Here is a 22,528-nt window from a genome sequence, read left to right as displayed (position 1 = left end):
CTGCGCCCCTTTAATGGATCTATTTTCCCTAATTTTCCACATTCTTCCACTTCAACCCATATTAGGACTGCATATACCATCTTGTCAAGGTAAAGAACGTGAAAACTCTTTGCCGCTCAGTGGCTTAGAGGAGCAAATCAAAGCGCCCTCAAGGCAGTCCTAACCACTGAAAATACAGCGGCATGACCCTCAAACCTAAAGTAGTTTATGAAGAGATAAGGGGAGATTCCCCAAAACGTGGAAGAAAGTGGAAGAAGAAGCGGGAGCCGGCCTGTAAGCCGGGTTCTGTCGTGAACAGCCATTCATCTGGGATGCGTGTCACCACGCACCTCAAGCAACCTACCCGGGGACAGTGCGGGCCGCACTCGTCAGGCCCTGGGGCCTGTCAGTCCCTCTATTTGGTCTTGCTCCGGGTGGGGTTTACCCTGCCACCGCTGTTGCCAGCGGCGCGGTGCGCTCTTACCGCACCATTTCACCCTTACCGACGGTCGAAACCGCTGGCGGTATATTTTCTGTGGCACTTTCCGTAGGCTTGCGCCTCCCAGGCATTACCTGGCACCCTGCCCGTCGGAGCCCGGACTTTCCTCTGAATCCAGTTGGAAACAGCGGCTGTCCGGCCGACTCCCTGGCTCTCACTTTAGGGACTAAATGCCCTCCTGACAAGACACTGGTGCTAAAATCAATCCAAGCAGAACTAAAAGTACCTGTTAGTTTGAATTGAGAATACGCAATGCAGAGATTAAATTTATTAATTAATCTGCCGACATCTTAGGCGAAGACTTAAGTAACCCAGGTACCATGACATTGGCTTGAAGCTGTAACGGTCTACCCAGAGTAGTAAAGAGGTAAAACCATGAAAACGCCAAACAATCCCCTGCTATCCATCGACACACTTATACTGGCTGCGGCAGGCATTTGGGCGGTCTCCGTGCTGATCAGTCTTATAGCCTGATTTTACACCCAGCCATACCGCCCTAGAACTCACGATCGATAAGGCCTGACTTATCGATAGATGGTTTGTTCACCGCAGATCCCCCTCCCCACCCATCTTGATACTTGTCCGTCGCGCCCACTCTAGCCGACAGCGCCAATCCCCTGGCAGCGGAGGTTCAACAGTGGCGCCGATAACTTTTCTCCTCTAATGGCAGAAATTTCCGCTACACTAGGCAGTGAAAAAGCGTCTTCCTCCAAGTAAGGGTCCCATCCAGAAACAGACGCGGGACAGCAAGCGGAAGACCGAGGATAAGATGTCATCACTTGGCGTTTTCAAAGGACGATAATAGGCAGCACCCGACCAGTCACATGGCAGATAAAAGAAGTAGGGATAGTTCCCACAGCATCCCCAAGAAACCGCCTAAGCGGCCGTCGCGGGATTATGCAAATCTACCGCAACGGCCGATCACCCTGAAGCAGGCCGAAAAGAAAAAGTCGCTGAACATGAAAAAGAAGTCCGATAGCAAAACAAAGCAAGCAACAGCACCCAAGAAAAAGGCCGTATCGAAAAAAGCCATCCCACGAGTAAAAAAACAGGCCCCCAATCAGTGGCTGCTAAAAGGGATATCCGAAGAAGCGAAGCAGTATGCCCTAAATGAGGCCAACCGCCAGGGCGTCACCATCGGCGAATGGATCGAGCAGTTGATTTTTGACTCCCAGGAGCCAGCAGCCAGTGAACAAGATGAACCTGCAGAAACCTATATTGCAGAAGAGCAGGATGAGATCACCGGGGCTTTATATGCCATTGAGCAACGCCTGGACCGGATAGAGGATCAACGGGGTTTCTGGGCCCGTTTTTGGGAACAGGTCATGAAACAGTCTGAGCGCTGATAATGTCGGAAGTCCAAGTTGGATAGCAATCCCTGCAAAATCCCCCAGCCGATCAGGTAGTAAACACCCTGACTTGAAAAGGGGCCAATGACAACCGCACTGAGCCCGCATCATTCTGTTCCAAGCGTGCACCCTGTTGTGGCGGCGCGATCTCCTTCACCGAGTCCAGATCCATCCAATACCAAGAGAGGTTATAACCCGTAAAATCGTGCGGCCCGATGTTGCCGACCACAACAATCTGGTTGTCAGCGCCCAATGGGACACCCCGGGTGCGGCAGTAGACAAACACCTTGGCTCCCTGATTGCGATCGAAATCGTTATGGAAATGGATAAACGCCGTTTCGTTGCGGGTGAGTGCCGGGTGTTCGGTGCGCAGCGCGATCAACTCTGCGACCTTGTTCCACAAATCCCGGTTATTGGGAGAGGCATCGAGGCGCTGCCAATCCACCGGATCGGACATCTTCAGGCGCCAGTTGTGATGGTCGAGGTCGTGCACATCCCCAAACTCATCACCGGCCAGGATCATCGGTATCCCCACCGAAGTCAGCAACAGGCAGAAGGCGCTGCGCAGGCGCTCCAGGGCCAGGCCATGGAGGAAACGCTGCTGATCGTCGGCGCCTGTCTCCAGATGATCGGTGACCCAACGGATATCGTCCACCGTACCGCGATAACCCCGCTCATCCAAAAGCGGCGCTAATAGATAATTCATGATGCGCTTTTCGTCATCGTTCTCCACGTCGTGGGATGTCAGGTAGTTGACCGCCTGGGAGAGATCATAAAAACCGGGCTCGGCCTGACGGGTCCAGTCATTCCAGGTCTGGTCGCCGGCTACCATCCAGCGCATGCGCTCCCGCCGCGAGGGCTCTCCCCATGCCGTATGCAGATCACCGGAAAAGGTGCGCCGCAACTCATCGCGAAAGGCGAAATTCCACATGGAGTCGGTGACCTTGCGGCCGTTGGGATTGTGCGGCCGCTGATGGGTGATCACCGCCCGTCGCCAGGAGTCCTCGGCGATGATGAGAAAGGGGCGTCCGGGAAAGGCCTGCTGATGGACATGCCAGGCATGATCGCGAAACCGCTGGGTGAACTCCCAGTGGTTGATACCCTTGAACTCATCGATCCTGAAACCGTCGGCATGGTACTCGGTGATCAGGTACTCCGCCATGCGCAGCTGAAAATCCCAGGTCGGCCTTAGACCCTGTTGATCAGGCCAGTAGCGGAACAGCTTGGCGCCATAGTCATCGCCCCGATGGGAGCGCTCCTCATCCTCGTTGGATAGGAAAAAACGATTATAGTCGAGCTGCGCCAGGGGGCAGTTGCGGGCGTGGTTCATCACCACATCGAAGATCACCCTAATCCCCCGCCGATGGCACTGCTTGACGAAGAACTTGAGCTCCACCGGCAACCCCATGTCGATATCGGGGGCAAAGAAGAAGCGGGTGCCATAGCCCCAGTTGAGGGTATCCGGCGAGTCCTGCACCGGCAGCAGCTCGATGGCATTGATGCCCAGGGCCTTGAGCCGGTCGAGATGGGCGAACACCACCTTCTCGAAGGTGCCGAGCCCCACCTGGCGCGCCTTCTCCGGCGCGCTCTCCATCCAGCGCATGGGCATCTCGTAGATCACCATCTGGTGGTTGTTCTTCAGTTCGTTTCCCGGGATGAACTCATCCTCCCAGCTGAACGGCTGCTGCCAACGCCGGCCGTCGCGGATCTGGAAGATTCCCCGGTAACCGCCGAAGCGGGTGATATGGACCGCATAGGGGTCGGCGATGGGGCTGTCGACCGCGCCGTCCTTGATGAACTCATACTCGTAGTCGCCGTCCACCAGGCCCAGGGCGTCGAGATCGATCTCGAACCAGCCCGGCTCATTCGCCACCGCGGTCAGCGTCTCACGGCGCCAGCCATCAGGGTCGTAACAGTCCCGCTGCAGGATATCGGCGAAACGCAGCTCGAGCTGGCTGCCGGGTGGTGCAGGTATGCGCAGTTGAGTGACTATTCCAGCGTCGTTACGGTCGTTATAATTAGGCATGTTGTCCATTCATCCCTTGTTCAAAAAGTTGGCTGTTCAGAAAAATATGCGGGTGGCTGTGAATGATAAAATAGCACCAACCTGTTTAAAGTACATACACAATGTTGGATACCTTTGTAATATCTTTTTCAAATAAGCCATCTCTCAAATAACTGAAGCTACCAAAACAACAACCAAGCTGATCTCTTAATTATGATTCCGTCATTCCGGCGCATGCCGGAATCCAGGAAACAGCCAGGGAGCTGGCATGAAAAGACAACCGTGCGTGTATCTATTGGCCAGCAAACAGAATGGAACCCTATACATAGGTGTGACATCAAATCTAAAAAAGCGGGTTTGGAAGCGTAAGAACAATCTAGGGCCTGGAAGATAAAGACAATTGAAGAGCTAAATCCACACTGGCGAGATTTATATCCAGACCTGATCTGAAGAGAAGTACTCTTCGCTGAAATATAAACGATCGACAATCCTTTGGCAGATCTGGATTCCGGCATGCGCCGGAATGACGGTATCAGGAAAGTCCGTCTAAAAACTCTACGAAGGAGCCTAAATTAAAATACAATGATCTTTTTAAAATCCGTCAATCAGATCCTTCAATCGCTTTTTCATCTGTTCTGGCGGTGACGGCTCTTGCTTCGCCCTCAGGCGTTCATTGATCTTGCGCTCCATCTCCGCCCTGGAATAACAGCTCTTGCAGTGACTCAGGTGGTGCTCGATCTTCGCCCGGGTTTCCTCGTCATGCAATTCACCGTTGATATAGGCGTAGACGTGATCAAAGGCCTCGAGGCAATCGCTGTCGATGATCCCGGATTCGTGGTCGGTATGGTCATGTTTTGTCATCTCGTGGACTCCATGAGTGAATCTTGGCTGACCAATCCCGCGTCGATCGCATGCAGCCATAGTTGTTTTTGTAACAGGGTGCGGCCCCGGTTCATCCGTGAGCGGATGGTGCCCGGGGAGACCCCCAGAACCTCCGCCGCCTCATCGTAGGCGAGCCCCTCCAGGTTCACCAGGATCACTGTTTCACGGAACGTCTCCGGCAGTGCTTCCAGGGCCTTGATGATCTCCTCGCCCAGCAGGTCGTTGATGAACGCCTGCTCGGGATTGGCCCACCAGGTGAGAAATTCATCCGGCTGCTCCATCAACAGGGAGGCAATCTCCCCGTCGCCGCAGCCTTCGGAGAGAGCGTCATAACTCGCTGTATCGGGACCTGCTTTCTTTTTTCGATATTGGCTGATGTAGAGGTTGCGCTGTATGGCGTAGATCCAGGGACGGAAGCGGTCACGCTGCTGCAGCAGGTGTAGCGACTTCCAGGCCTTGGTCACCGCCTCGGCGACCAGGTCCTCCGCATCGGCGCGGTTGTTGGTCAATCGCAGCGCCATGGCGTAGAGCGAGGACATGCAGTCGTCGACAGCCTGGCTGAACCAGGCCTTGGTTTGGTTTTTTTCGTTGTCGCTCATCTGTCTATGGGTTCCAGTGCCAGCTACCCTGGCACTGGAACAAAGCATAGCCTAAAAGGTCAGGGTGGAAGCCCCTTCACTGACCACACCCAGCATCGCGGTGGAGCCCGCCAATTCCGCACCGGGGATCAGATTCTCGGGCTCATAGCCACGCACCTTCGCGCAGGGTGGGCAGACCATAATGGCCCCATCATGATCAAGCACATTCTGCATCATCTCCGTCACCGGCGGATCGAGGGGATTGGGACGGGCATGCTCCGCTGCCCCCTTGCGCGCCCAGTCCGCCCCGGCGCTGACCAGAAACATGGTCACCTTATAGCCGGAGGCGATACCACCGTTCGCCACACTCCAGGCCACGGATGCGCGTTCATCGTCACATCCACGGGTTACTATTACCACGAGTTGTTTTTGTTCGGTCATTTTAATGTCCTCTTCTTTGGTCTTAACGGTTGGTGGATAGTCACACCCTTTCCATGTTGGTTTGTTTGCTTTCCTGCCGGTGTTACAGGTCAAGACGCGGGGAGAGTGGAAATAGGTCCCGAGAAAATGAAATAAAATTAAATCGGTTTGAGACCTTTTTACAAACAAACAGTTATCGTTAATGACGGTTTGTGTGGAGAGTCTCTCAAGTACATTGCAGTGACCAACAAAATTAGTCCATTGATGCTTATTCACCTTTAGGTTCCCAACCCCCCAGGCCCCACATCCGGGCTGGCAAGATGGATCGGGATGACGGTGGATTCATCGGGGAAATACCTGATAACGATTGCTGTGTGGCGTGTTTGACATGCCCTTTTGGAAGCAGATTGGACGGCCTGATTTTGCGACCAGGGGGCTTCGCCCCCTGAACCCCCCAAAGGGTAAAAGAAAAGAGTATAAAGGGTTATGGGTCCTGGGCGAGACGAAATCCCAGGAAGTCGAACCGTACGACTGGGTTGAACCTGACGCGGTAGGCGGACCGCAGGCTCCTCGGAACGCCGTTCCAGGAACCGCCACGGACCACACGCCGGCCACAAATTACCTGCTCACTCTCAAGCCAGGCCGAGCCATCGGACGGCGCATTCTGGTAATCATCATGCCAACAATCCTGGGTCCACTCCCAGACATTGCCCGCCATATCGTAAAGGCTAAAGGCATTCGGTTCGAAGGAACCCACTGGCGCTGTCTGTTTGCCATCCCATTGGCTGCCGCAGCCATCGCAGTTGGCCCAGACCTTATTATCCTGACGGATATCATCACCCCAACTGTAATTCGTGGTGCTGCCTGCCCTGGCCGCGTATTCCCACTCCGCCTCGGTGGGCAGCCGGTAGCGCTTGCCGGTCTGTTGCGAGAGCCACTCGGCATAGGCCACCGCATCCGCCCAGGTTACATTGATCACCGACCGCCGATCACGACCCCAACCTTCATCATCGGGAAGCTCACGACCGGTGGCATTGGCAAAGACTGTATAGTCCGCAAAAGTCACTTCGTATTTTCCCAGGTAAAAAGGCTTGATCTCAACGTGATGTTGGGGCTGCTCATCACTGCCAGCATCGCTATCATTTTCGGGATCAGAACCCATGTCAAATTCACCCTCCTCAATCTCGACCATTTCTGGCGCTACCTGTGGATAGAGCGTCAATTCCAGCTCTTTTGTACTCCCGGCATGGCCGGTTAGGGTTTCGCGCTCCGACTGAAAATAGCCATCCCTCTCAATGCGTAACCAGTAATTCTGATTGGGTTCCACGAAAATTGATCGGAACCACCGAACTGAACCGTCAGCCAACGTCGAACGCTCCTTACTGACAAACAGTCGATAATCGTCAATGGCCTTTCCCTCCGTATCGACAACAGATATTTGCAACTCGTTATGGGTCAGCTTTACATAGCTGAACGACACCAACAGGACAACTATCATCAAACCCAGAAGGGCCAAACCGCCCCGCTTCCAGCTCCGCGCTTTCTGCTCTTGTGAATAGGTCCGACAGCGATCGATGAACCTCACCGCCAACTGACTTGGCGAGACCGGATTACCCTCAAGCCAATGCGCCATTTCGACCCAGCGCTTGTTTTTCATTAAAAACTCCGGCTCTATCTGCCGCCATTTCTCGGGCTTATCCTGGTACTGCTCCTGTTCGTTGGCATATCGGGCCGCCTCCTGCTCCAGGCGCTGGCGGATTTGATCGTCCTCCTGTTTATCTTTCAACCAATCCTTGAGTTTGGGCCAGTTTTCGATCAGGGCTTCGTGGGTCAGTTCGAAGTAGGTTTTGTCACTCGCTTTGTCGTGGGATTTGAGCAACAGACGGGCGTTGACGAAGGCGTCCAGGATTTCGTCCATTTCGGTATCGTCCGGTAGTTCACTGCGATCCCGACGGCGGCTGGTCGGGACACCGCTGCCCTGGTCGACCAGATCGAGAAACAGTTGTCGGATAAGCGACTCTCTTCGTTGCCGTAATTCGGTAGCGAGCCTGGATTGGTCTGTCAAGCCGCCATAGGTGTGATCCGCCTTGCTCTTCAGCGAACCTTTGATGCCACCCACCTCTTCGGTATAGACACGGCTTGTGAGTGTCTTTCCGCATCTGTCCCACAGCTGTTCCAGGGCATCCTGCAGCAGCGGCATGGCACCCGGCCGGTTGTGCATGTCGCTTTGTATCAGGGCCAGAAGCGCAGGCTCTACCGCCTTACCGTTTAACCTGGCTGGCTGCTCTACGGATTCACGCAACTCGTCGGGGGTCATGGGGGTAAGGAGTTTGTGATTCTCACTGACCAGTGCCGCCAGCCTTTGGTCGAAGGCGCACTGGCCGTAAAAATCGTCACGCATGGTGACGATGAAGAGCAGGCGGCCGGGGGTTTGCCTTGCAGCGAAGAAGAGATTGCCGACAAAGGGCAGCAACTGATTTTGATGGTACTTTTCAAGGTTACGCTGGGCCTCCTCATCACCGCTTGCCGACATTGTCAGCGGCTTCAGCAGCTCCTCGAACTGATCGACAAGCACCGGCAGGTAGGCATCTCCCTGCAGGGCCGCAGCGACTTCGTCACTGAGAAATCTGTGCTCGCCATCCACCGGTTCCCGCAATTTGGACTCAATTTCTGCCACACTCCATGGTGAGAAGCGCTGTCTGGTGGCATCATGCTTGATCAATTCCAGCGCAAGGGCATGGAGGGGACGAGTACCGGGCTTGAATATCAATGGAGGATGAACCCATCGGCCGCAATCATCCAACATCCCTTTTTTGACGATGCCGGCCATAACACCGGCTCTTGCCAAAGAGGATTTGCCGGTACCCGAGGGACCGATGATGGCAAAAAAGCGGGGATGACCCGGTTGAGTGACCCGCTCCCGCAGGCGAGCGAGTATTGAGTCGGTGATCGATCTCCGCCCGTAGAAATTATCGGCATCATCCACATTGAAGACACCGATACCCCTATAGGGACAGGGACCAGTCTCACCCTCGAGAGGCAAACCGGGTTCCCTACCCTGCAGACCACTGATCAAACGGCGCCAGGCATCCTCTTCATCCACCGATGTTTTGAATTGAACCCAGTGACGATTCATTATCCCTTCGGGTAACTCACTTTCACCCGGCTGGGTTTTCACCCCAGGCAAAAGCACGGGTATAAGCCGAAACTCACTTCTCTCTCTGACAGCCCGGTTTATGGCTGTACGAACCTCTTCATGTTGCCAGGGATTTAATCTATCAGAACCGACGAAAACCAGGCAGTGGGAACTGCCACGCAATCCTTTATCCAGGGCATCGGACCAACTCTCCCCAGGCACCAGGCTGGCATTGTCATACCAGACCTTGTAGCCCTCCCTGTCGAGCCGCCTTGCGATCTGCTCGACCTGATCCTGATCGGGGCTGCTGTAGCTTAGGAAGATTTGCTTTACATTTATATCAACCATTTTTTATGTGTATCGTCTTCTTCAAGCCCAGTCACTCTATTTTACCAAGCTTCAAAAACATCCGATCAAATATGTGTAGATGAATCAACGCGAATATCGCAAGAACCGGGCTGGCAATAAGCGTTATACCCAAGCGACGCAGGGTGTCTTTGTAGTTGAATAATGCGATCACCCGTTTTCCCTTGCGCGCCCCCAACAGGGCAGTCGCCAGATATGCCACAACCATTCCACCGACCAGCATAAGGATCTTGGAACGGGTCAAGCTCTCAGACACCGAACCAAACAGGCTTTCAAGCGGTTTACACTCAAGACAGGTGAGCAGCCAGTAAAGCACGCCCAAAACAAGACCAATGATTGCAACCCATGAGATGACATTTAATACCGGATGCAACTGCCAGACCTTGAGAAACAATTTGGATGATACCTTCAAGTGCTTCATCAGCTTCTCATACATCGGATGCTTGTTCTGAATCATACCCTGCTCTACTTTGAGGAAGTCCCAGTCACTTGGCGGGCTGTTATCCTGAGAAATCCCTGTTAGACAATGCGCCTCATGTCCCATTGCCCTGTAACCGCTGGTCATCAATGCATAGGCCTCGATATCCGAAAAAGAGTCAAGATCGGTACGCATACCAGCCAGCAGGTTCTGTATATCCTTGCGTATTCCATGTTCAGTCACCGGCGTTTCTCTCTGCAGTGGTTTATCCGCCAGCTTTTCGCAAGTCTCCCAATCCATGTTAACGCCATCCAGTCCCTGCTTGAGATGGAAGTAGGCGAAACTGCGAAGCAATGAAGAGCGTTTTCTTGCCTTTATATCATCGTATTGCGCATTTCGAACCCTGTGCATAAGGGTACTGTTGGTGCGCAACAGGGGCCCCAGTATGCCGCCACTTGGATCCTCTTCGGTATTCAGCTGCCCACTCGCGTCACTGACGATGAGTACATTGCAGTCCTGTTCGAGAAGCCCGGCTATGCCCTGATTGTCATAGACGCCGCCATCCACCAAACGAATCACTGTATCCGGGTAGAGTCCGTCCATGGTGATCGGTTCAAACAAACCCGGCACACAGGAAGAAGCGCCCACTGCATCGCCCAATCTGACCTGTCGGTATTCCGGTGGTGCATCACTACTGTAATGTAGGCGACGGTAACGGGTATTCTTGTCAACTTCCTGACTTACCTGAACTGGCGACTCCCCCATCCAGGTGACAGTAAACTGCCAGTTATGTCCCGAGTTCAAGGTTGTTGCGTTAAGAATCAGTTCGGGAATTTTGCTGTCACGCTTCCAGTTATGTTTTTTGGGTACAAATGTACCCGGACTGTTTTCAGGGGGATCAACACGATAGTCATTGATATGGAGGTCTCGCTTGTCCTCTATTTCCTCCTCCTTGGCATAGAAATACTTTTCATATAACTCCCCCAACCTGGTTGTACGCGAGTAGGTGGGAGACCAAATCATTTTAAAGTTGGGAAAGGGATTTGCCAGGATACGTATACGTGGATTTTTTTGTACTCCAGCCAGAAAGTCAGCGGCAATCTTCTTTACCAGTATGATGTAGTCATCCCGCGACACCCGATCATGGGGAGTATTTCCCTCATTTCTATCGAAAAGGCGTCTCAACTCCAGATAGTAGTGCGCCCCGATAATCGATCCCCCCGACACGCAGGAGATGACCTCGACATGACGCAGCAGATCGAGCTCCGCCAACTTCGCCAACACACCGATGTGGTACAGTGAAGCCCGGAAACCGCCACCCGATAGCGCGAGACCTATCTTACCCTGAAAGATGGAGCGAAGACCTGTAGCATTGTTCCCAAGGAAGTCGATCAAGGCCTTCCAGCCGTCTGTCCGCTCCAATTCCGGACCGTGAGGACTGGCGCCAGTCTTTATCTGAACCAGATGCACCAGCTGTTTGGCGGTTGTAAAATATTCCCACTCAGAGATCTCAGGCACTTTTCGCGCCTTGGCCAGCCAATTTTTAGTCTCAGCGTACTCCTCGAGTCCCAGCGATGCCTCCGCCAATGTCACCAACGGCCAGTAATCATACTTTCCAAACTGCTCTTTTGTCTTGAATTTAGCTGACAGAGCATCGATGATGTCGTGCCTGATCTTGTCCGCCAACTCTCTGTTAACTGTTGCAATGGGCGAGGTAATCCCAATCTCGTTGGCCTGCTCCTGCTCGAGGGTGGCAAGCAGTCCCAGTGCAAAGGCAGCGTTGATTGCCGGATAGTAACCGTTGTTTGCATTCTCTGCCTCGGCCTCAGTGAGTTCATCTCCACTTTTTTCCTTCTTTAGGGCTGCCTGCCAGGCCACGTAACCCGCTCGATAATAGTTAGCAGACATGGAGAGATGCTTCCTGGCACCTTCCACTTCCCACATGCGTTTGTAGATAGCCCCGGCCAGCCCAAGCACCTCGGTATCTTGAGTTTCTGATAGATCGAATGCTCCCTTCAATATATCAATTGCCTCGTTAAGCGCCGTTTCCCGATTGAGGTGAAGATCCTTATAGGTTGCCAGCGCCCTTTTCCTTGCCACCTGCTGCTTCTGCTTGTGATCGCCAAGTCCGTTCTCCACCATACGGTCAAGCAAACGTCTCGCAAGACCAAATTCGCTATCCTTGATAAGTTTACCGGCAAGATCAAAACTAAAAGCGTAAGGTCTGTCTTCACCTTTAAGAATGGTAGTTACATCTTTTATTCGTGATTCTTTTTCATCCTCGCACTTCTCTTGCCGTTCTTCCATTATCCTCTCCTGATGATGACTACCATGTTTCACAATTTAGATTATTGTATTTCTTCTCAACATATCGGGTATTTATGCAGCCTGAATTTTTTCCCGATCCTTGTCTTCAACCTTAAAACAGACAGAAGGCTCAGCTAAGAAACATGACAAATCTGTGCAATTGAATGCAATCCCGGATATATTCCCAGCCACTGTTGACAAAACGCCCTTGCAGAAGCAGCAATAACCTAGACCACAAGTTGGCAGCGTTATCAGTTGGCAAGGAAATTGGTGATCTGTTCTGACATCTCCGGTGTGCGCAAATATCAGTATTAATAGAATAGACACAATTCTGAAAACCGGAAGGCATCTGATCGTTGCCAGTTCCAGGCTCATAACATGATCAAACAAATCCGTCTCTGGGGTAAGCTACCCATCTATCTTGAATATCACTGATTTTGCACTGTAAAACCGATGCCTGGAAAGGTCATTTGCACCTTTTTGCAACTCCATCCAAATTGCATACAGCCTGATAAACCGAGCTCTTCCTATCACTTCCATATGCAGGATATCCTGCTATTCTGATAGTGGGTCGTTAAATATTCAAAGCAATACCCAAGTCAGATGAAATCGTATTCTTTCTCAACGGACACCATCTGATCAACATCCGCAATCAACCATTTCTGCTGTCGTTTGATGGAATTTAATAAAAACAAGGGGGATAGATCATGTCTTCTAGAGCGCAATCGCTTACTGCCGTTTGCCTATTAGCTATCATCATTAGTGGCTGCAGCTCGATGACGCTGCCAGGGTTTCTCAAAAGCGAACTCATATTCGACAAGCGCTGTGCAGAACAACAGTTTACCGACAAGGATGGTAATCAACACACGGTGACCGATAATGAAGGCGAGGTATCAACCGGCTATATCAAGGCGCTGCTCAGCGGCCATGCGAAGATCGACTCTTTCCTCGATTGTGCACTCGCAAAAGCCCCCGAGTATGAAACCAGGCTCTACCGTGGTCATGTACTGCTCTCCCTGCTCGCAAGCTATGGCGCCTACAACCTCGCCGTGGGCCAGTACGAAGAGAGCATAGGTGATGCCATCACCCTTCTTACCCATATCAGGGAGGCCGAAAGATCCCTGCGCGTCGCCAGCAGCGAGGTCAAACCTGACGACTCCACCCTACCCTATCAAGGCAGCCCCATACGCTTAAAACGCATTTCGAACCTGCTTGAAGTGGCGCTTTACGCGGAACGTCCAAGCCTAAGGCGAGCCAGAAAAGATGTCAGGAGCCTGCTCGGTGGCATCGCATCCGGCGCAGCACCCTCAGTATTGCAATCCGGTGTAGAAGGCGCCATGAAGGGAATAAGCAAATCGATCCATCTCCGGTTGTATGGCAAGGCCTATCTGGAAGACGCTCGAGAAGATCTGAACAGGTTTGAGGATGGGTCTGTATTACCTGAAGAGGAGGATTGGCAGAACAGGTCGGAGATGATCCAGGATGCCTGTAACCGGATTCTGGTGTTTGCCCAGCTGGATAGATTCGACTGCATAGCTGATCCCGGCTGATATACACTCAGTGGCGTCAAAAGAGGTTCTCGGGATATATCAATTCAATAATTTGTAATCTTCATCGCTACTGACCATGCCCTATGCAAGATCATCCCAGTTCCAACTCTACTACCAACAACAGGGTAGGGGCTGCCCGGTACTTTTTCTGCCGGGTACCGGCAGCGACCTGCGCTGCAAAGCAAACATATTCAACACCTGCCTGGCAGATAGATTCGATATCCTTGCCATCGATCACCGTGGAACGGGACAGAGCGACAAACCGGATATCCCCTATAGCATGGAGCAGTATGCCCTGGATGCAGCAGCCGTCATGGACGCTGTGGGCTGGCAAAGCGCGCATGTCATAGGTGTCTCTTTCGGTGGCATGGTTGCTCAGGAACTGGCCCTCCGAAGTCCGCAGCGGATCCGCAGTCTGGTATTGTGTTGTACCACCAGCGGTGGCGCCGGGGGATCATCCTATCCGTTGCATGAACTCACCCGGTTTTCACCCGATGAACGATCACGCAAGATGCTCGGGATAAGGGATACACGCTATAACCAAGCCTGGCAGGCCGACCACCCCGAGGAGACAAAACTCAAGTTGGCTGAAGAGGCGGCAGACGCCACCCCTTTCATGAAAGAGCCCGACGGAATCATTGGGGTCACCCGCCAGATTGAAGCGCGCAGTCATCACGATACCTATGAGCGTTTACCTGCCATTCGGATACCCACCCTTGTATGCGGTGGGACATACGACGGACAGGCCAAACCTGAAGCAGTCAAAAAAATGCACCAGCAAATACCCGGGGCGGAATTGCATTTTTTTGACGGTGGACACAACTTCCTTGCCGAAGATCCGAATGCCTATCAACTTATCGCTGCAACCCTTGAGCGTATCTGCTCGGAATAAAGACAGCGATCAGCCAAACCGAAACAACCGGGCAAGAGAGCGTTAATTAGGTAACAAAGAAACATAAATGCCAGGGTCGCCAGCTTGGGTGCAGTGTCAGGCTTGGATGAATACTATTTCAGACGGGTCAATGTCTCGTAGACTTTGTCACCCGAATCGGATTCCACGAACCAGCCCATCACCTTGTCGTTGGTCTTGGAGAGAGAATATTCACCGTAACCGACACCTTCCATGGTGATCCTGAATTTTCGCGGCATACCTGGAATGAATTCGCCTTCTCCGTTGCCGTAGCCCGGACTGCTGATATAGAAACGCTGACTGTCTATCGACTCAACCACATACAGAGTACCATCATTTACACTAACCCATTTGCCAGCGATCGGAGGTGGCGAATACTCCCTGTCCGCCTGCGCGGCTGTGCCAACCTCAATCTCCTTATCCTCAGACACTTGTATTTCATTTACGGATTTGGAATCGTCTGCGCGACGATCCTCATCGCCCGCCACCTGCGGTGCTTTATTACCGGGCATCAAGCCGAAGACGATGACTCCCATCACCAGACCGGCCAGGATGAACCAGGGCCAGGCTTTCGACTTTATGGGCTCGGGGGGCAGTGGACCCGGCCGATTCAGACCAGGCTCGCGCTCTAGTAATGCTACCAGTCCACGCAGGTCATGTTGCCAGCGTCCCTGGCGGTCTGAAATATCGTACATTTGCTTGCCACGCAGCCAGGCAACGTCTCCCAGGTCTAGCCCGGGGTCCAGGGTTCCACCGTTCATGGTTATCGGGATAATAGTAACGCCAAGCTCGTGCGCACGCTGCAATTCAAGCGCCACGTGATTAACCGGATCATCCTGCCGTTCTTTCCAGATGCGGCTCCAGTGTTGACCGATCACCAGAACCAGAACAGCGGAGGACTTAAGATTGGAATCGATGGCTTCCTTCCATTCGGTACCACCGGCGATATCTTCCACATCCCGGAACACAGTATGTTCGCCAAATTCCTTTTCCAGATCATCCTCCAGTCTCGCGACATAGCCTGGAACATCATCCCGACGATAACTGATAAAGATTCTTTTTTCTGACATGACGTTCGTCAACCGTCTGCTACGATACTGATATACGAGTATAGAGCATCAATGCAGGCACACCTGGAGAACTGAACAGCCGGAAGAAGTAGACCGACCATCACGCTTATCTGAAATAGTTGCACCATGACCTGCTTGTCTATAGCCCCAAGGACGAGCGCCACGGAGGTGGATACAAAAACAATTCAAACAATGTGAAGGCTTTTTAACGCAGAAGAAAGAAGTCGGTATTTTATTTGAAACGGCCACACCTTTCGATACTTCCCGCCTGATGACGGAACTCGTCGCCTGAGCCAGCGAGTCGCAAGGGTAAAAGCAACTTCACCCGTTACCGCTTATCAAGGCCTCCCCTGGATTCTGCTGTTAACCCATTGAGAAACTGGTGGGCCATGTAGGATTGCTTTGCTCGACTGTCGAACCTGGCTTGTTTGAAGTCGTAGGTTCGAATCTCCCCTGTAGAAACAGAAAACCCGAACGCTTAGGTTCGGGCTTCGATATATGTGATTGGTGGGCCATGTAGGATTACTCGGCTGCGCCTCGCCCTTCGGGTCGTATTCGCTAAGCTCATACGTTCAGCCTCGCTTTGCTCGGCTGTCGAACCTGGCTTGTTTGAAGTCGTAGGTTCGAATCTCCCCTGTAGAAACAGAAAACCCGAACGCTTAGGTTCGGGCTTCGATATATGTGATTGGTGGGCCATGTAGGATTACTCGGCTGCGCCTCGCCCTTCGGGTCGTATTCGCTAAGCTCATACGTTCAGCCTCGCTTTGCTCGGCTGTCGAACCTGGCTTGTTTGAAGTCGTAGGTTCGAATCTCCCCTGTAGAAACAGAAAACCCGAACGCTTAGGTTCGGGCTTCGATATATGTGATTGGTGGGCCATGTAGGATTCGAACCTACGACCAATGGATTAAGAGTCCTATTTTTTACTACTCACTATTCTTCATTGTTAATCAAAACAATAGTTTATTAATATTTACTATTCATGATTGTTCACTATTACTCACTTCTGTCGTCGTTCCGTCGTCATCGAGACATGGATGGAGAGAGATCGTATTTCCTTTTGTCAATACGATCTCTCTCGACCCATTAAGAAAATGTATACTAATAACCATAGTGATCTTTTATTGTAAATGATAATCAGTACTTATTTGTTATATGGTAGGTGAAAGAATGCTTTTTTGGATATATACGATAACTATTTGGATTATCACTTTTTTTGCTATCGTGGTGATTAGATTCGACTTGAAAGAATGGTCTAAACGAAAAGATTGTAATCTACAGCACAGGGATTGAATCCTTAACAAAACCACTTATCATTCCTTCTTCTTCATCATCTCGTTGGCACATAATATATCCATCGTAATTATTTCCAGTTATTTTTATTAGGCACTGATCGAGCGGTGTAACGGAATAACCTAACGCATACAATTCGAGTGGATTAATAGTTACTTCTGATCTTCCATATACGATTTTTATCAAATACTGAATTTTAGGGTATATACCGTTATTAAATGATATATATATACTACTCGCACTTGATAGAAGCGTTTCAATATTTTTTATTTGTTTATTAGATTGTCTTGGCACATCATTTGTTACCTTCTCATCTTTTTTGTTAATGTTCACTACTTTTGCTTCTGATCCTTCATTTATATTATATTGTTTCGCAACTTTCCCTATTGCAAATATCACAATGGGTATAGCAAGAATGACGAACAATATCATTGCCTTTATTCTCCACCCACTTAGAATACTGAACCGTTTATCTGTTCTTGTTTCGTCACCTGCCTGGCCTGTTAATGACTTTGTGTGACTCGTATACAACGAATACACATCCTCTTTGAACGAACCATATAACTCATTATCTCTTTTATTGGCTGGATAAGGATACTTAACTGGCCCAAAGAACACATCCACCCTATATTTTTTATTTGCACCAATCTTTGAAAGTTTAACGACCCTGTAGGTTGTTTCTATTAATGCGCGAGGAAACGTGGCCATTTGGCCTATATCCTGCGTGATAAGTACGATTTCTGTACTATGACCATCATTTCCCACTTGATGCCTGTGCTCTGATAGAAAGTTTCGTTCTTGTTCAGGAATAACATTTGCCTTCAGTCCTGCCGGCCAAAGCTTTTGCACCTCATCCAGAACTATAATAGAGCCAGGCTCAAATACTTCAGCCCACCAATTAATATTCTGCTTAATGTCTTCGATATCAAAACAAACAGGTGAAATACTAAATTGCCTTTTACATTCCGCTTCATTCATCGGAATGTTCGTATATACTTTTCTCGCTTTTTTTAAGGCCGGTATTATTACATGCTTCACAACACCGTATGATTTGCCATGACCTGGCATCCCCACATACGCAGATATGCTCATTTTACAAAATCCTTCTTAATACAAATCGTGAAACGTATGCTGTAGTAAATATTGTAAAACCGTGTTGGAACTGTAGCATTTCCAGCCAATACGAGACCTCTGCCGGTATAGTATATACAGTCTGGAAATCGAGAAATGTTGGATATGGTATATAGTCTATTAAATCTGCTATACCAGTTGTTATAAAATTAAATACAATTCTTGCAAGATTCTCTAGGCCCTCTAGCAACCAAGTAAGTCCACATGTAATATCGTTCCAATTACATTCATTCATATTACGCACTCACGAATATCTTAAATCCTACAACAGTCCATACTACAAGCATAATAACTGTAAAAATCGGCCTGATCATCTCACCTAACTGACAATGTATATCAGTAGATAGATACTCTCCATTCAGCGGAAATATAAATCCAAAATCTACACATTGGCTTGGTGATAATTGAACTATATTTGTTATTGACATTAATCCAGATATTAGTTGTGAATTATAAATCCGCTCATATAACTCTGATAATGACTCTGAAAATGTAGGTGTTGATTCATGCTCTGGTAATACTTGAATATTTGATGACAAACAATCCAAGTAGTCCGGTTGCGTGGGATCACATGGCCCTGTAACTGAATTCATCGATTGTTGGAACGTTTGGTCCTCAATCGCTCCTGTTGTTTGTTGCTGTTCTTGAATTAATTGATCTAATCGTTGCGTAATCTGGTTTGCATTTGAATTATTATTGTTAGTCAAATCAGATGTTTGTTCGTTTACCTGGTTGATTATTTGATTTGTACCATCACGAACAGCTCTCTCGACCTGTGAGAAATTATCCTGGAGCGCCGTATCTATGGCACCTGCCAGTTCGATAGGATCTGTTTGTTCAACTGTTGGTATGGTTCCATCTTCATTCGGCGTTATTCCTGGATCATCGTACGGGTTACCGTTTTCATTTCCTCCATTTTCGACCAAATCAGGTGATGTTGGTGGTTGTTGAACACAACTTGTAGAAAAATTTAGTGGATCTACATATGTATACTCGATTTCATATCCTGTAGAACATGAAGTATTTGCTACAGCAAAATCAAGGCAGGTTTGATAATCTGAACAATCCGGGCCAGTTTGTGTATATCCAGGGCATATAGCTGTAACCTCAATCCAGCTTCCATCCTCACATTGTTGTAGTTCTGGCCTGTCACAATTATCTGGCCACCCGTCTAGTACAATTGGTGAACCGTCAGAACATACCTGATCTGCTATACATTGCTCAGGATAAATCAAAACACAAATATCATTATTTCGATCGTATGAGTAGTACTGTGGGCACTCGATCACATATGTCTCGCTGAATACTACTCGTATTTCGTATGGCTCTATTACATCTGGAGTTTCTGGATCATCTCCACCGCCCGTAATTGTACAATATCGCCTCGGATATTCGTCATCAGCAGTTTGACAGGTTGTACCATCGGCATATTCGTGGACATGAACATCTACCCAAACACCATCAATTGCGGGTGTTGCGTAGGATCCGCCTGTTGTGACATCTGCCCAACTACCAGGGAGTGCTTGCGCGGGATTGTTTGAATCTGCGAACGGCTCGCATGCAAAAACCAAGGAGGGCACTATCATTAATATTATAAATAATATTTTCATAGCCTGTGCACAAAAAGATACCCAATCGTTATTCCACACATGAGGAATGTCCAGTGATATAGATCTAACATCTCTCTGATATCCCTAAATAAGTTAATGGGGGCCAACGGCCCCCGTTTTTTTCTAGGCTGTGCGAATCGCCTGCAGAAGCATTTTTGCACCGCGGTATGCGATGTAAAAAGTTGCGACTGCAACAGCGACGGCTGCGAGCCCTGTGATGATGGTGGCGTAATCAACTGCTCCCGTAATTGTTGCTACTGTTGCTGCGTCCATAATTAGGACCTCCTGATAAAATGTAATAGTTGAGATAATCCCCAGGCCATTCCCCATGGAACAATGAAGACGACAAACCCAGAGACGAAATACGCAGTTGCGATCGCTGGATCGATCTGCGCAATGTCAAACGGAATGGTTGCAATTTGCTGTTGCCATCCCGTCGAACATGCTGGCGAACCGTCGGCGAGTTGTGTAATTGTTCCCTCGCAGACGATCATGTTCATCGTTATGCTGCCTTTTTGTCCGCGACGATCAATTCACGAGCTGCCTTAATTGCTTGTTCCCAGGGAATCAGCCTGGTGAAAACATCAAATCGTGAATATCGTACCGAGAGACTATCGGGAGCGAGCGTATACTCTCCTACTGCGTAGGGATTAACTGCATTTCCATTTTTTGGAGGAAACAGTTCAATTCTCTGAGGATGTGGATGTGGACCATTTGGACCATGACAGTAAGCCCAGCCCTCCTGGACCTGATAGGTTCCGCTCTTGTCTCGTTTCGTTTTGGTTATCAATTGATCCGACTCTACACTGATTTTGATAAACATAGTTTTTACCTCTGACGTTATGCCGCGACCATCGCGGATTGATTTAATCTTCGTGGAAACCCTTCCACACACAGCTGTTGTATTATTTTTTCTGGGTCACCTATAACCTGACTCATCACATGGAATAATTTGCCATAGCACAAACGCGCATAATGGACGAGCGTTTCAAACGTAATTTTGGTTTCTAGTTTGACTCTATCAACCCGTGCTGGTGTTACGTCTGCGATCCATTCCAGTGGTGTGTATGAACCAGTTAAATATTCAACAGGATTACGTATCATGTCTGTGGTTAGAGGCTTTTCTCGTGTGCGACGAAACTCAACCTCATGTCTGACCCATTTCGATTTGGAATCACCTAGTTGACGCCCCTTTTCATATGACCGGAGCATTTTTCCGTTTTGACGTTTACCAACATAGAGGGTAAGACCGTTTTCCCATAGGTCTCGATTTAACCATGGTCCTATCTGAGATACGTTCGGATTTTGACCGCGATTCTTAAACTCTCCATCTATATACTGTTGTTTCATCCAATGAACAGAATGACTACCCTCGTAGTCATCATACGCAAGGTCGACGCGAGAGATTCGTGCATTGACCTGATCAAGCCACGTTGCCCATTTTTCTCTGTCGATCCATGCACATGCCTTACCTGTGAATTCAACAAATGTTCGGCCGTTGTTTCCACCTGTAGCTATTTTTCCTACCGTTTCACCAGCAATTGTTAAATCACCACTGTGAGTGAATCCGTACAAACCCCGGTCTGATTCTGAAAAACCAAGTTCTGGAATCGCATCTACGAATAATTGCGCTACATTTCGAAGTCTCGTATCTCCGTAACCCTCAACTATTCCCTCCACCAGGGTGAAACTAAGATAGTCAACAAAAACTGTTTCCCCTCTGCGCCTCTCGAGTTGCCGAGAGAGTTTCAGGCGCGGCACTCTGATCGGAACGACTACGTCCCGTATTACCGTACGGGACAACATTTCCGCCCCCTCAATTGCATGGGGGGGAGTGAATTCATTAGTACACTCTGAAAATTCTGATTTCATGAGTGAATCATCAATGGGGAAAACACTATCGCAATGGTCACAGTATTCGAATGGTTCTACACTCGTACGTAGATGAGTTGAGCCACAGGATGGACATTCAACTATTTTCATTTATGTATTCCTCGCATAATCGGCTTACTATGGGATGGGATAGGAAATGCTGAGACAATCTAATATTTATATTTGTATCCGGCGTAATACCTACCAACCCAGAACTACAGCGAGACGCCATCATCGTGTTCGCAATTTCGATAGCGAGGATTTTGGATCTACACAGGCGGATGTCAGGATTTCGACGAATCATCAGGAATCACAATCGATGCTATATATTTGACGGGAACGTTGAGGTTGGTCGATGTGCCGTCAACATTTGATAGCTGATACCACCGGTCTCCGTTTAGCTCGTACTCGCCATCAACGACGAATTTCTGTCCGCCCAGTGGTTCTATCGCTACAACATCACCAACCTGATATCGTGGTTTCATCACTGTCCCTGCTCCCGTATCTGTTCAAGATACGCTGCTACGTCGACAAGACGGCGACGCCCCACCCTTAATGTTGGTATGTGACCCCGTGCGACCCAGGCACGTACTGTTGCCAAACTTACACCTGTCGTTTCTGCGAATTTTGCTTGAGTCATTGGAAAAAATTTGATGTCCTTCACCTGTTTCTCCTGGAGTAAATTTTTTATCAACACTACTCCAGAATGACACACATTTTTATAAGTCAAGCCCTGACCGAAACCCCCGTCTATATTTTTTTGCCTCCCCATTTTTGTTGTGAAAACTGGACTAATTTCCATCAGATCAAACATGCTATAGTTACCTGTGCGCTTTCATAATAGACAAGGAAAGATATATATTAATTACTATAGGTAATATTTATTACATACTGTTAATAATTACCAATCCATTATACTTATATCCACATAATTATGACTAATGAATATATAACTAGAGCTGGTTTCCGCATTAAAGCATTTAGAGGAATGACTGGAATGAACAGGCCAGATTTTGCGAACCTTACCGGTACTACAACATCAGCTTTGACTTACTTCGAAACCGGTAGGCAGAGAATCACGGAAGAGTATTTCGAGAATCTTTGTATGAAATGGCCTGAACTCTGTTTGTGGTTTGTAACTGGAAGGACACGTGA

The 22,528-nt window shown here is 49.4% G+C and carries 18 protein-coding genes and 1 other RNA gene; 4 read left to right on the top strand and 15 right to left on the bottom strand.

The genetic code is table 11. The annotated features are described in order from the left end of the window. Window positions 1–258: 258 nt before the first annotated feature. Window positions 259–625: RNase P RNA component class A (gene rnpB / locus R2K28_RS03990), an RNA gene on the bottom strand. A gap of 677 nt (window positions 626–1,302) precedes the next feature. Here rnpB and R2K28_RS03985 point away from each other — a divergent pair. Beyond that, window positions 1,303–1,824, top strand: a complete 522-nt coding sequence (locus R2K28_RS03985; RefSeq protein WP_316368103.1) for a hypothetical protein — start codon at window positions 1,303–1,305, stop codon at window positions 1,822–1,824. Between the two features lie 52 nt (window positions 1,825–1,876). On the opposite strand, the gene R2K28_RS03980 is transcribed toward R2K28_RS03985, so the two are convergent. Then, complete coding sequence (locus R2K28_RS03980; RefSeq protein ID WP_316368102.1) at window positions 1,877–3,853, bottom strand: alpha-amylase family glycosyl hydrolase; 1,977 nt, start codon at window positions 3,851–3,853, stop codon at window positions 1,877–1,879. Between the two features lie 247 nt (window positions 3,854–4,100). Here R2K28_RS03980 and R2K28_RS03975 point away from each other — a divergent pair, with 247 nt between their 5' ends. Next, window positions 4,101–4,226 carry a GIY-YIG nuclease family protein gene (locus R2K28_RS03975; RefSeq protein ID WP_442871419.1) on the top strand — a complete coding sequence of 42 codons (126 nt, stop codon included), beginning with the start codon at window positions 4,101–4,103 and terminating at the stop codon, window positions 4,224–4,226. 197 nt (window positions 4,227–4,423) lie between these two features. Here the strand turns inward: R2K28_RS03975 and R2K28_RS03970 are convergent, their stop codons facing one another. From R2K28_RS03970 to R2K28_RS03950, 5 genes are all read right to left on the bottom strand, one after another. Next, window positions 4,424–4,693, bottom strand: a complete 270-nt coding sequence (locus tag R2K28_RS03970) for an anti-sigma factor family protein (RefSeq protein WP_316368101.1) — start codon at window positions 4,691–4,693, stop codon at window positions 4,424–4,426. Further along, the gene (locus R2K28_RS03965) at window positions 4,690–5,313 is read right to left on the bottom strand and encodes a sigma-70 family RNA polymerase sigma factor (protein WP_316368100.1); all 624 of its coding nucleotides are present in this window, start codon (window positions 5,311–5,313) and stop codon (window positions 4,690–4,692) included. The genes R2K28_RS03970 and R2K28_RS03965 overlap by 4 nt, the downstream gene beginning before the upstream one ends. Before the next feature lie 51 nt (window positions 5,314–5,364). Then, window positions 5,365–5,733, bottom strand: coding sequence for a DsrE family protein (locus tag R2K28_RS03960; RefSeq protein ID WP_116475990.1), 369 nt, complete (start codon window positions 5,731–5,733; stop codon window positions 5,365–5,367). 463 nt (window positions 5,734–6,196) lie between these two features. Beyond that, window positions 6,197–9,196, bottom strand: a complete 3,000-nt coding sequence (locus tag R2K28_RS03955) for an nSTAND1 domain-containing NTPase (RefSeq protein ID WP_316368099.1) — start codon at window positions 9,194–9,196, stop codon at window positions 6,197–6,199. A gap of 31 nt (window positions 9,197–9,227) precedes the next feature. Beyond that, a complete protein-coding gene (locus tag R2K28_RS03950) occupies window positions 9,228–11,939 on the bottom strand; it encodes a patatin-like phospholipase family protein (RefSeq protein ID WP_316368098.1) in 2,712 nt (903 codons plus the stop codon). A gap of 776 nt (window positions 11,940–12,715) precedes the next feature. Between R2K28_RS03950 and R2K28_RS03945 the strand changes: the two genes are divergently transcribed. Next, window positions 12,716–13,489 (top strand): hypothetical protein, encoded by a 774-nt coding sequence (locus R2K28_RS03945; protein WP_316368096.1) that lies wholly within the window; start codon window positions 12,716–12,718, stop codon window positions 13,487–13,489. Window positions 13,490–13,565: 76 nt separating this feature from the next. Further along, window positions 13,566–14,381 (top strand): alpha/beta fold hydrolase, encoded by an 816-nt coding sequence (locus R2K28_RS03940; RefSeq protein ID WP_316368095.1) that lies wholly within the window; start codon window positions 13,566–13,568, stop codon window positions 14,379–14,381. Window positions 14,382–14,494: 113 nt separating this feature from the next. On the opposite strand, the gene R2K28_RS03935 is transcribed toward R2K28_RS03940, so the two are convergent. The 8 genes from R2K28_RS03935 to R2K28_RS03890 form a co-directional block, all read right to left on the bottom strand. Further along, the gene (locus tag R2K28_RS03935; RefSeq protein WP_316368094.1) at window positions 14,495–15,469 is read right to left on the bottom strand and encodes a toll/interleukin-1 receptor domain-containing protein; all 975 of its coding nucleotides are present in this window, start codon (window positions 15,467–15,469) and stop codon (window positions 14,495–14,497) included. Window positions 15,470–16,742: 1,273 nt separating this feature from the next. After that, window positions 16,743–17,852 (bottom strand): zonular occludens toxin domain-containing protein, encoded by a 1,110-nt coding sequence (locus R2K28_RS03920; protein WP_316368093.1) that lies wholly within the window; start codon window positions 17,850–17,852, stop codon window positions 16,743–16,745. Between the two features lie 275 nt (window positions 17,853–18,127). Continuing rightward, window positions 18,128–19,540 (bottom strand): hypothetical protein, encoded by a 1,413-nt coding sequence (locus R2K28_RS03915; protein WP_316368092.1) that lies wholly within the window; start codon window positions 19,538–19,540, stop codon window positions 18,128–18,130. Between the two features lie 84 nt (window positions 19,541–19,624). Further along, window positions 19,625–19,774: a hypothetical protein gene (locus R2K28_RS03910; RefSeq protein ID WP_316368091.1), complete on the bottom strand. Its 150-nt coding sequence runs from the start codon at window positions 19,772–19,774 to the stop codon at window positions 19,625–19,627. A gap of 2 nt (window positions 19,775–19,776) precedes the next feature. Continuing rightward, the gene (locus R2K28_RS03905) at window positions 19,777–20,001 is read right to left on the bottom strand and encodes a hypothetical protein (RefSeq protein WP_316368089.1); all 225 of its coding nucleotides are present in this window, start codon (window positions 19,999–20,001) and stop codon (window positions 19,777–19,779) included. A gap of 2 nt (window positions 20,002–20,003) precedes the next feature. Next, window positions 20,004–20,324, bottom strand: a complete 321-nt coding sequence (locus R2K28_RS03900) for a single-stranded DNA-binding protein (RefSeq protein WP_316368088.1) — start codon at window positions 20,322–20,324, stop codon at window positions 20,004–20,006. 17 nt (window positions 20,325–20,341) lie between these two features. Next, on the bottom strand, window positions 20,342–21,373 hold the full coding sequence (locus R2K28_RS03895) for a replication initiation factor domain-containing protein (RefSeq protein WP_316368086.1): 1,032 nt from the start codon (window positions 21,371–21,373) through the stop codon (window positions 20,342–20,344). Between the two features lie 484 nt (window positions 21,374–21,857). Next, the gene (locus tag R2K28_RS03890; RefSeq protein ID WP_316368085.1) at window positions 21,858–22,187 is read right to left on the bottom strand and encodes a helix-turn-helix domain-containing protein; all 330 of its coding nucleotides are present in this window, start codon (window positions 22,185–22,187) and stop codon (window positions 21,858–21,860) included. Window positions 22,188–22,528 lie beyond the last annotated feature (341 nt).

It is taken from the genome of Candidatus Thiodiazotropha sp. CDECU1, from assembly GCF_963455295.1.
In the GTDB taxonomy this organism is placed as follows: Bacteria; Pseudomonadota; Gammaproteobacteria; order Chromatiales; family Chromatiaceae; genus Thiodiazotropha.
The sequence above is the reverse complement of the archived record's forward strand: the minus strand, read 5'-3'. Positions and strand labels throughout refer to the sequence as shown.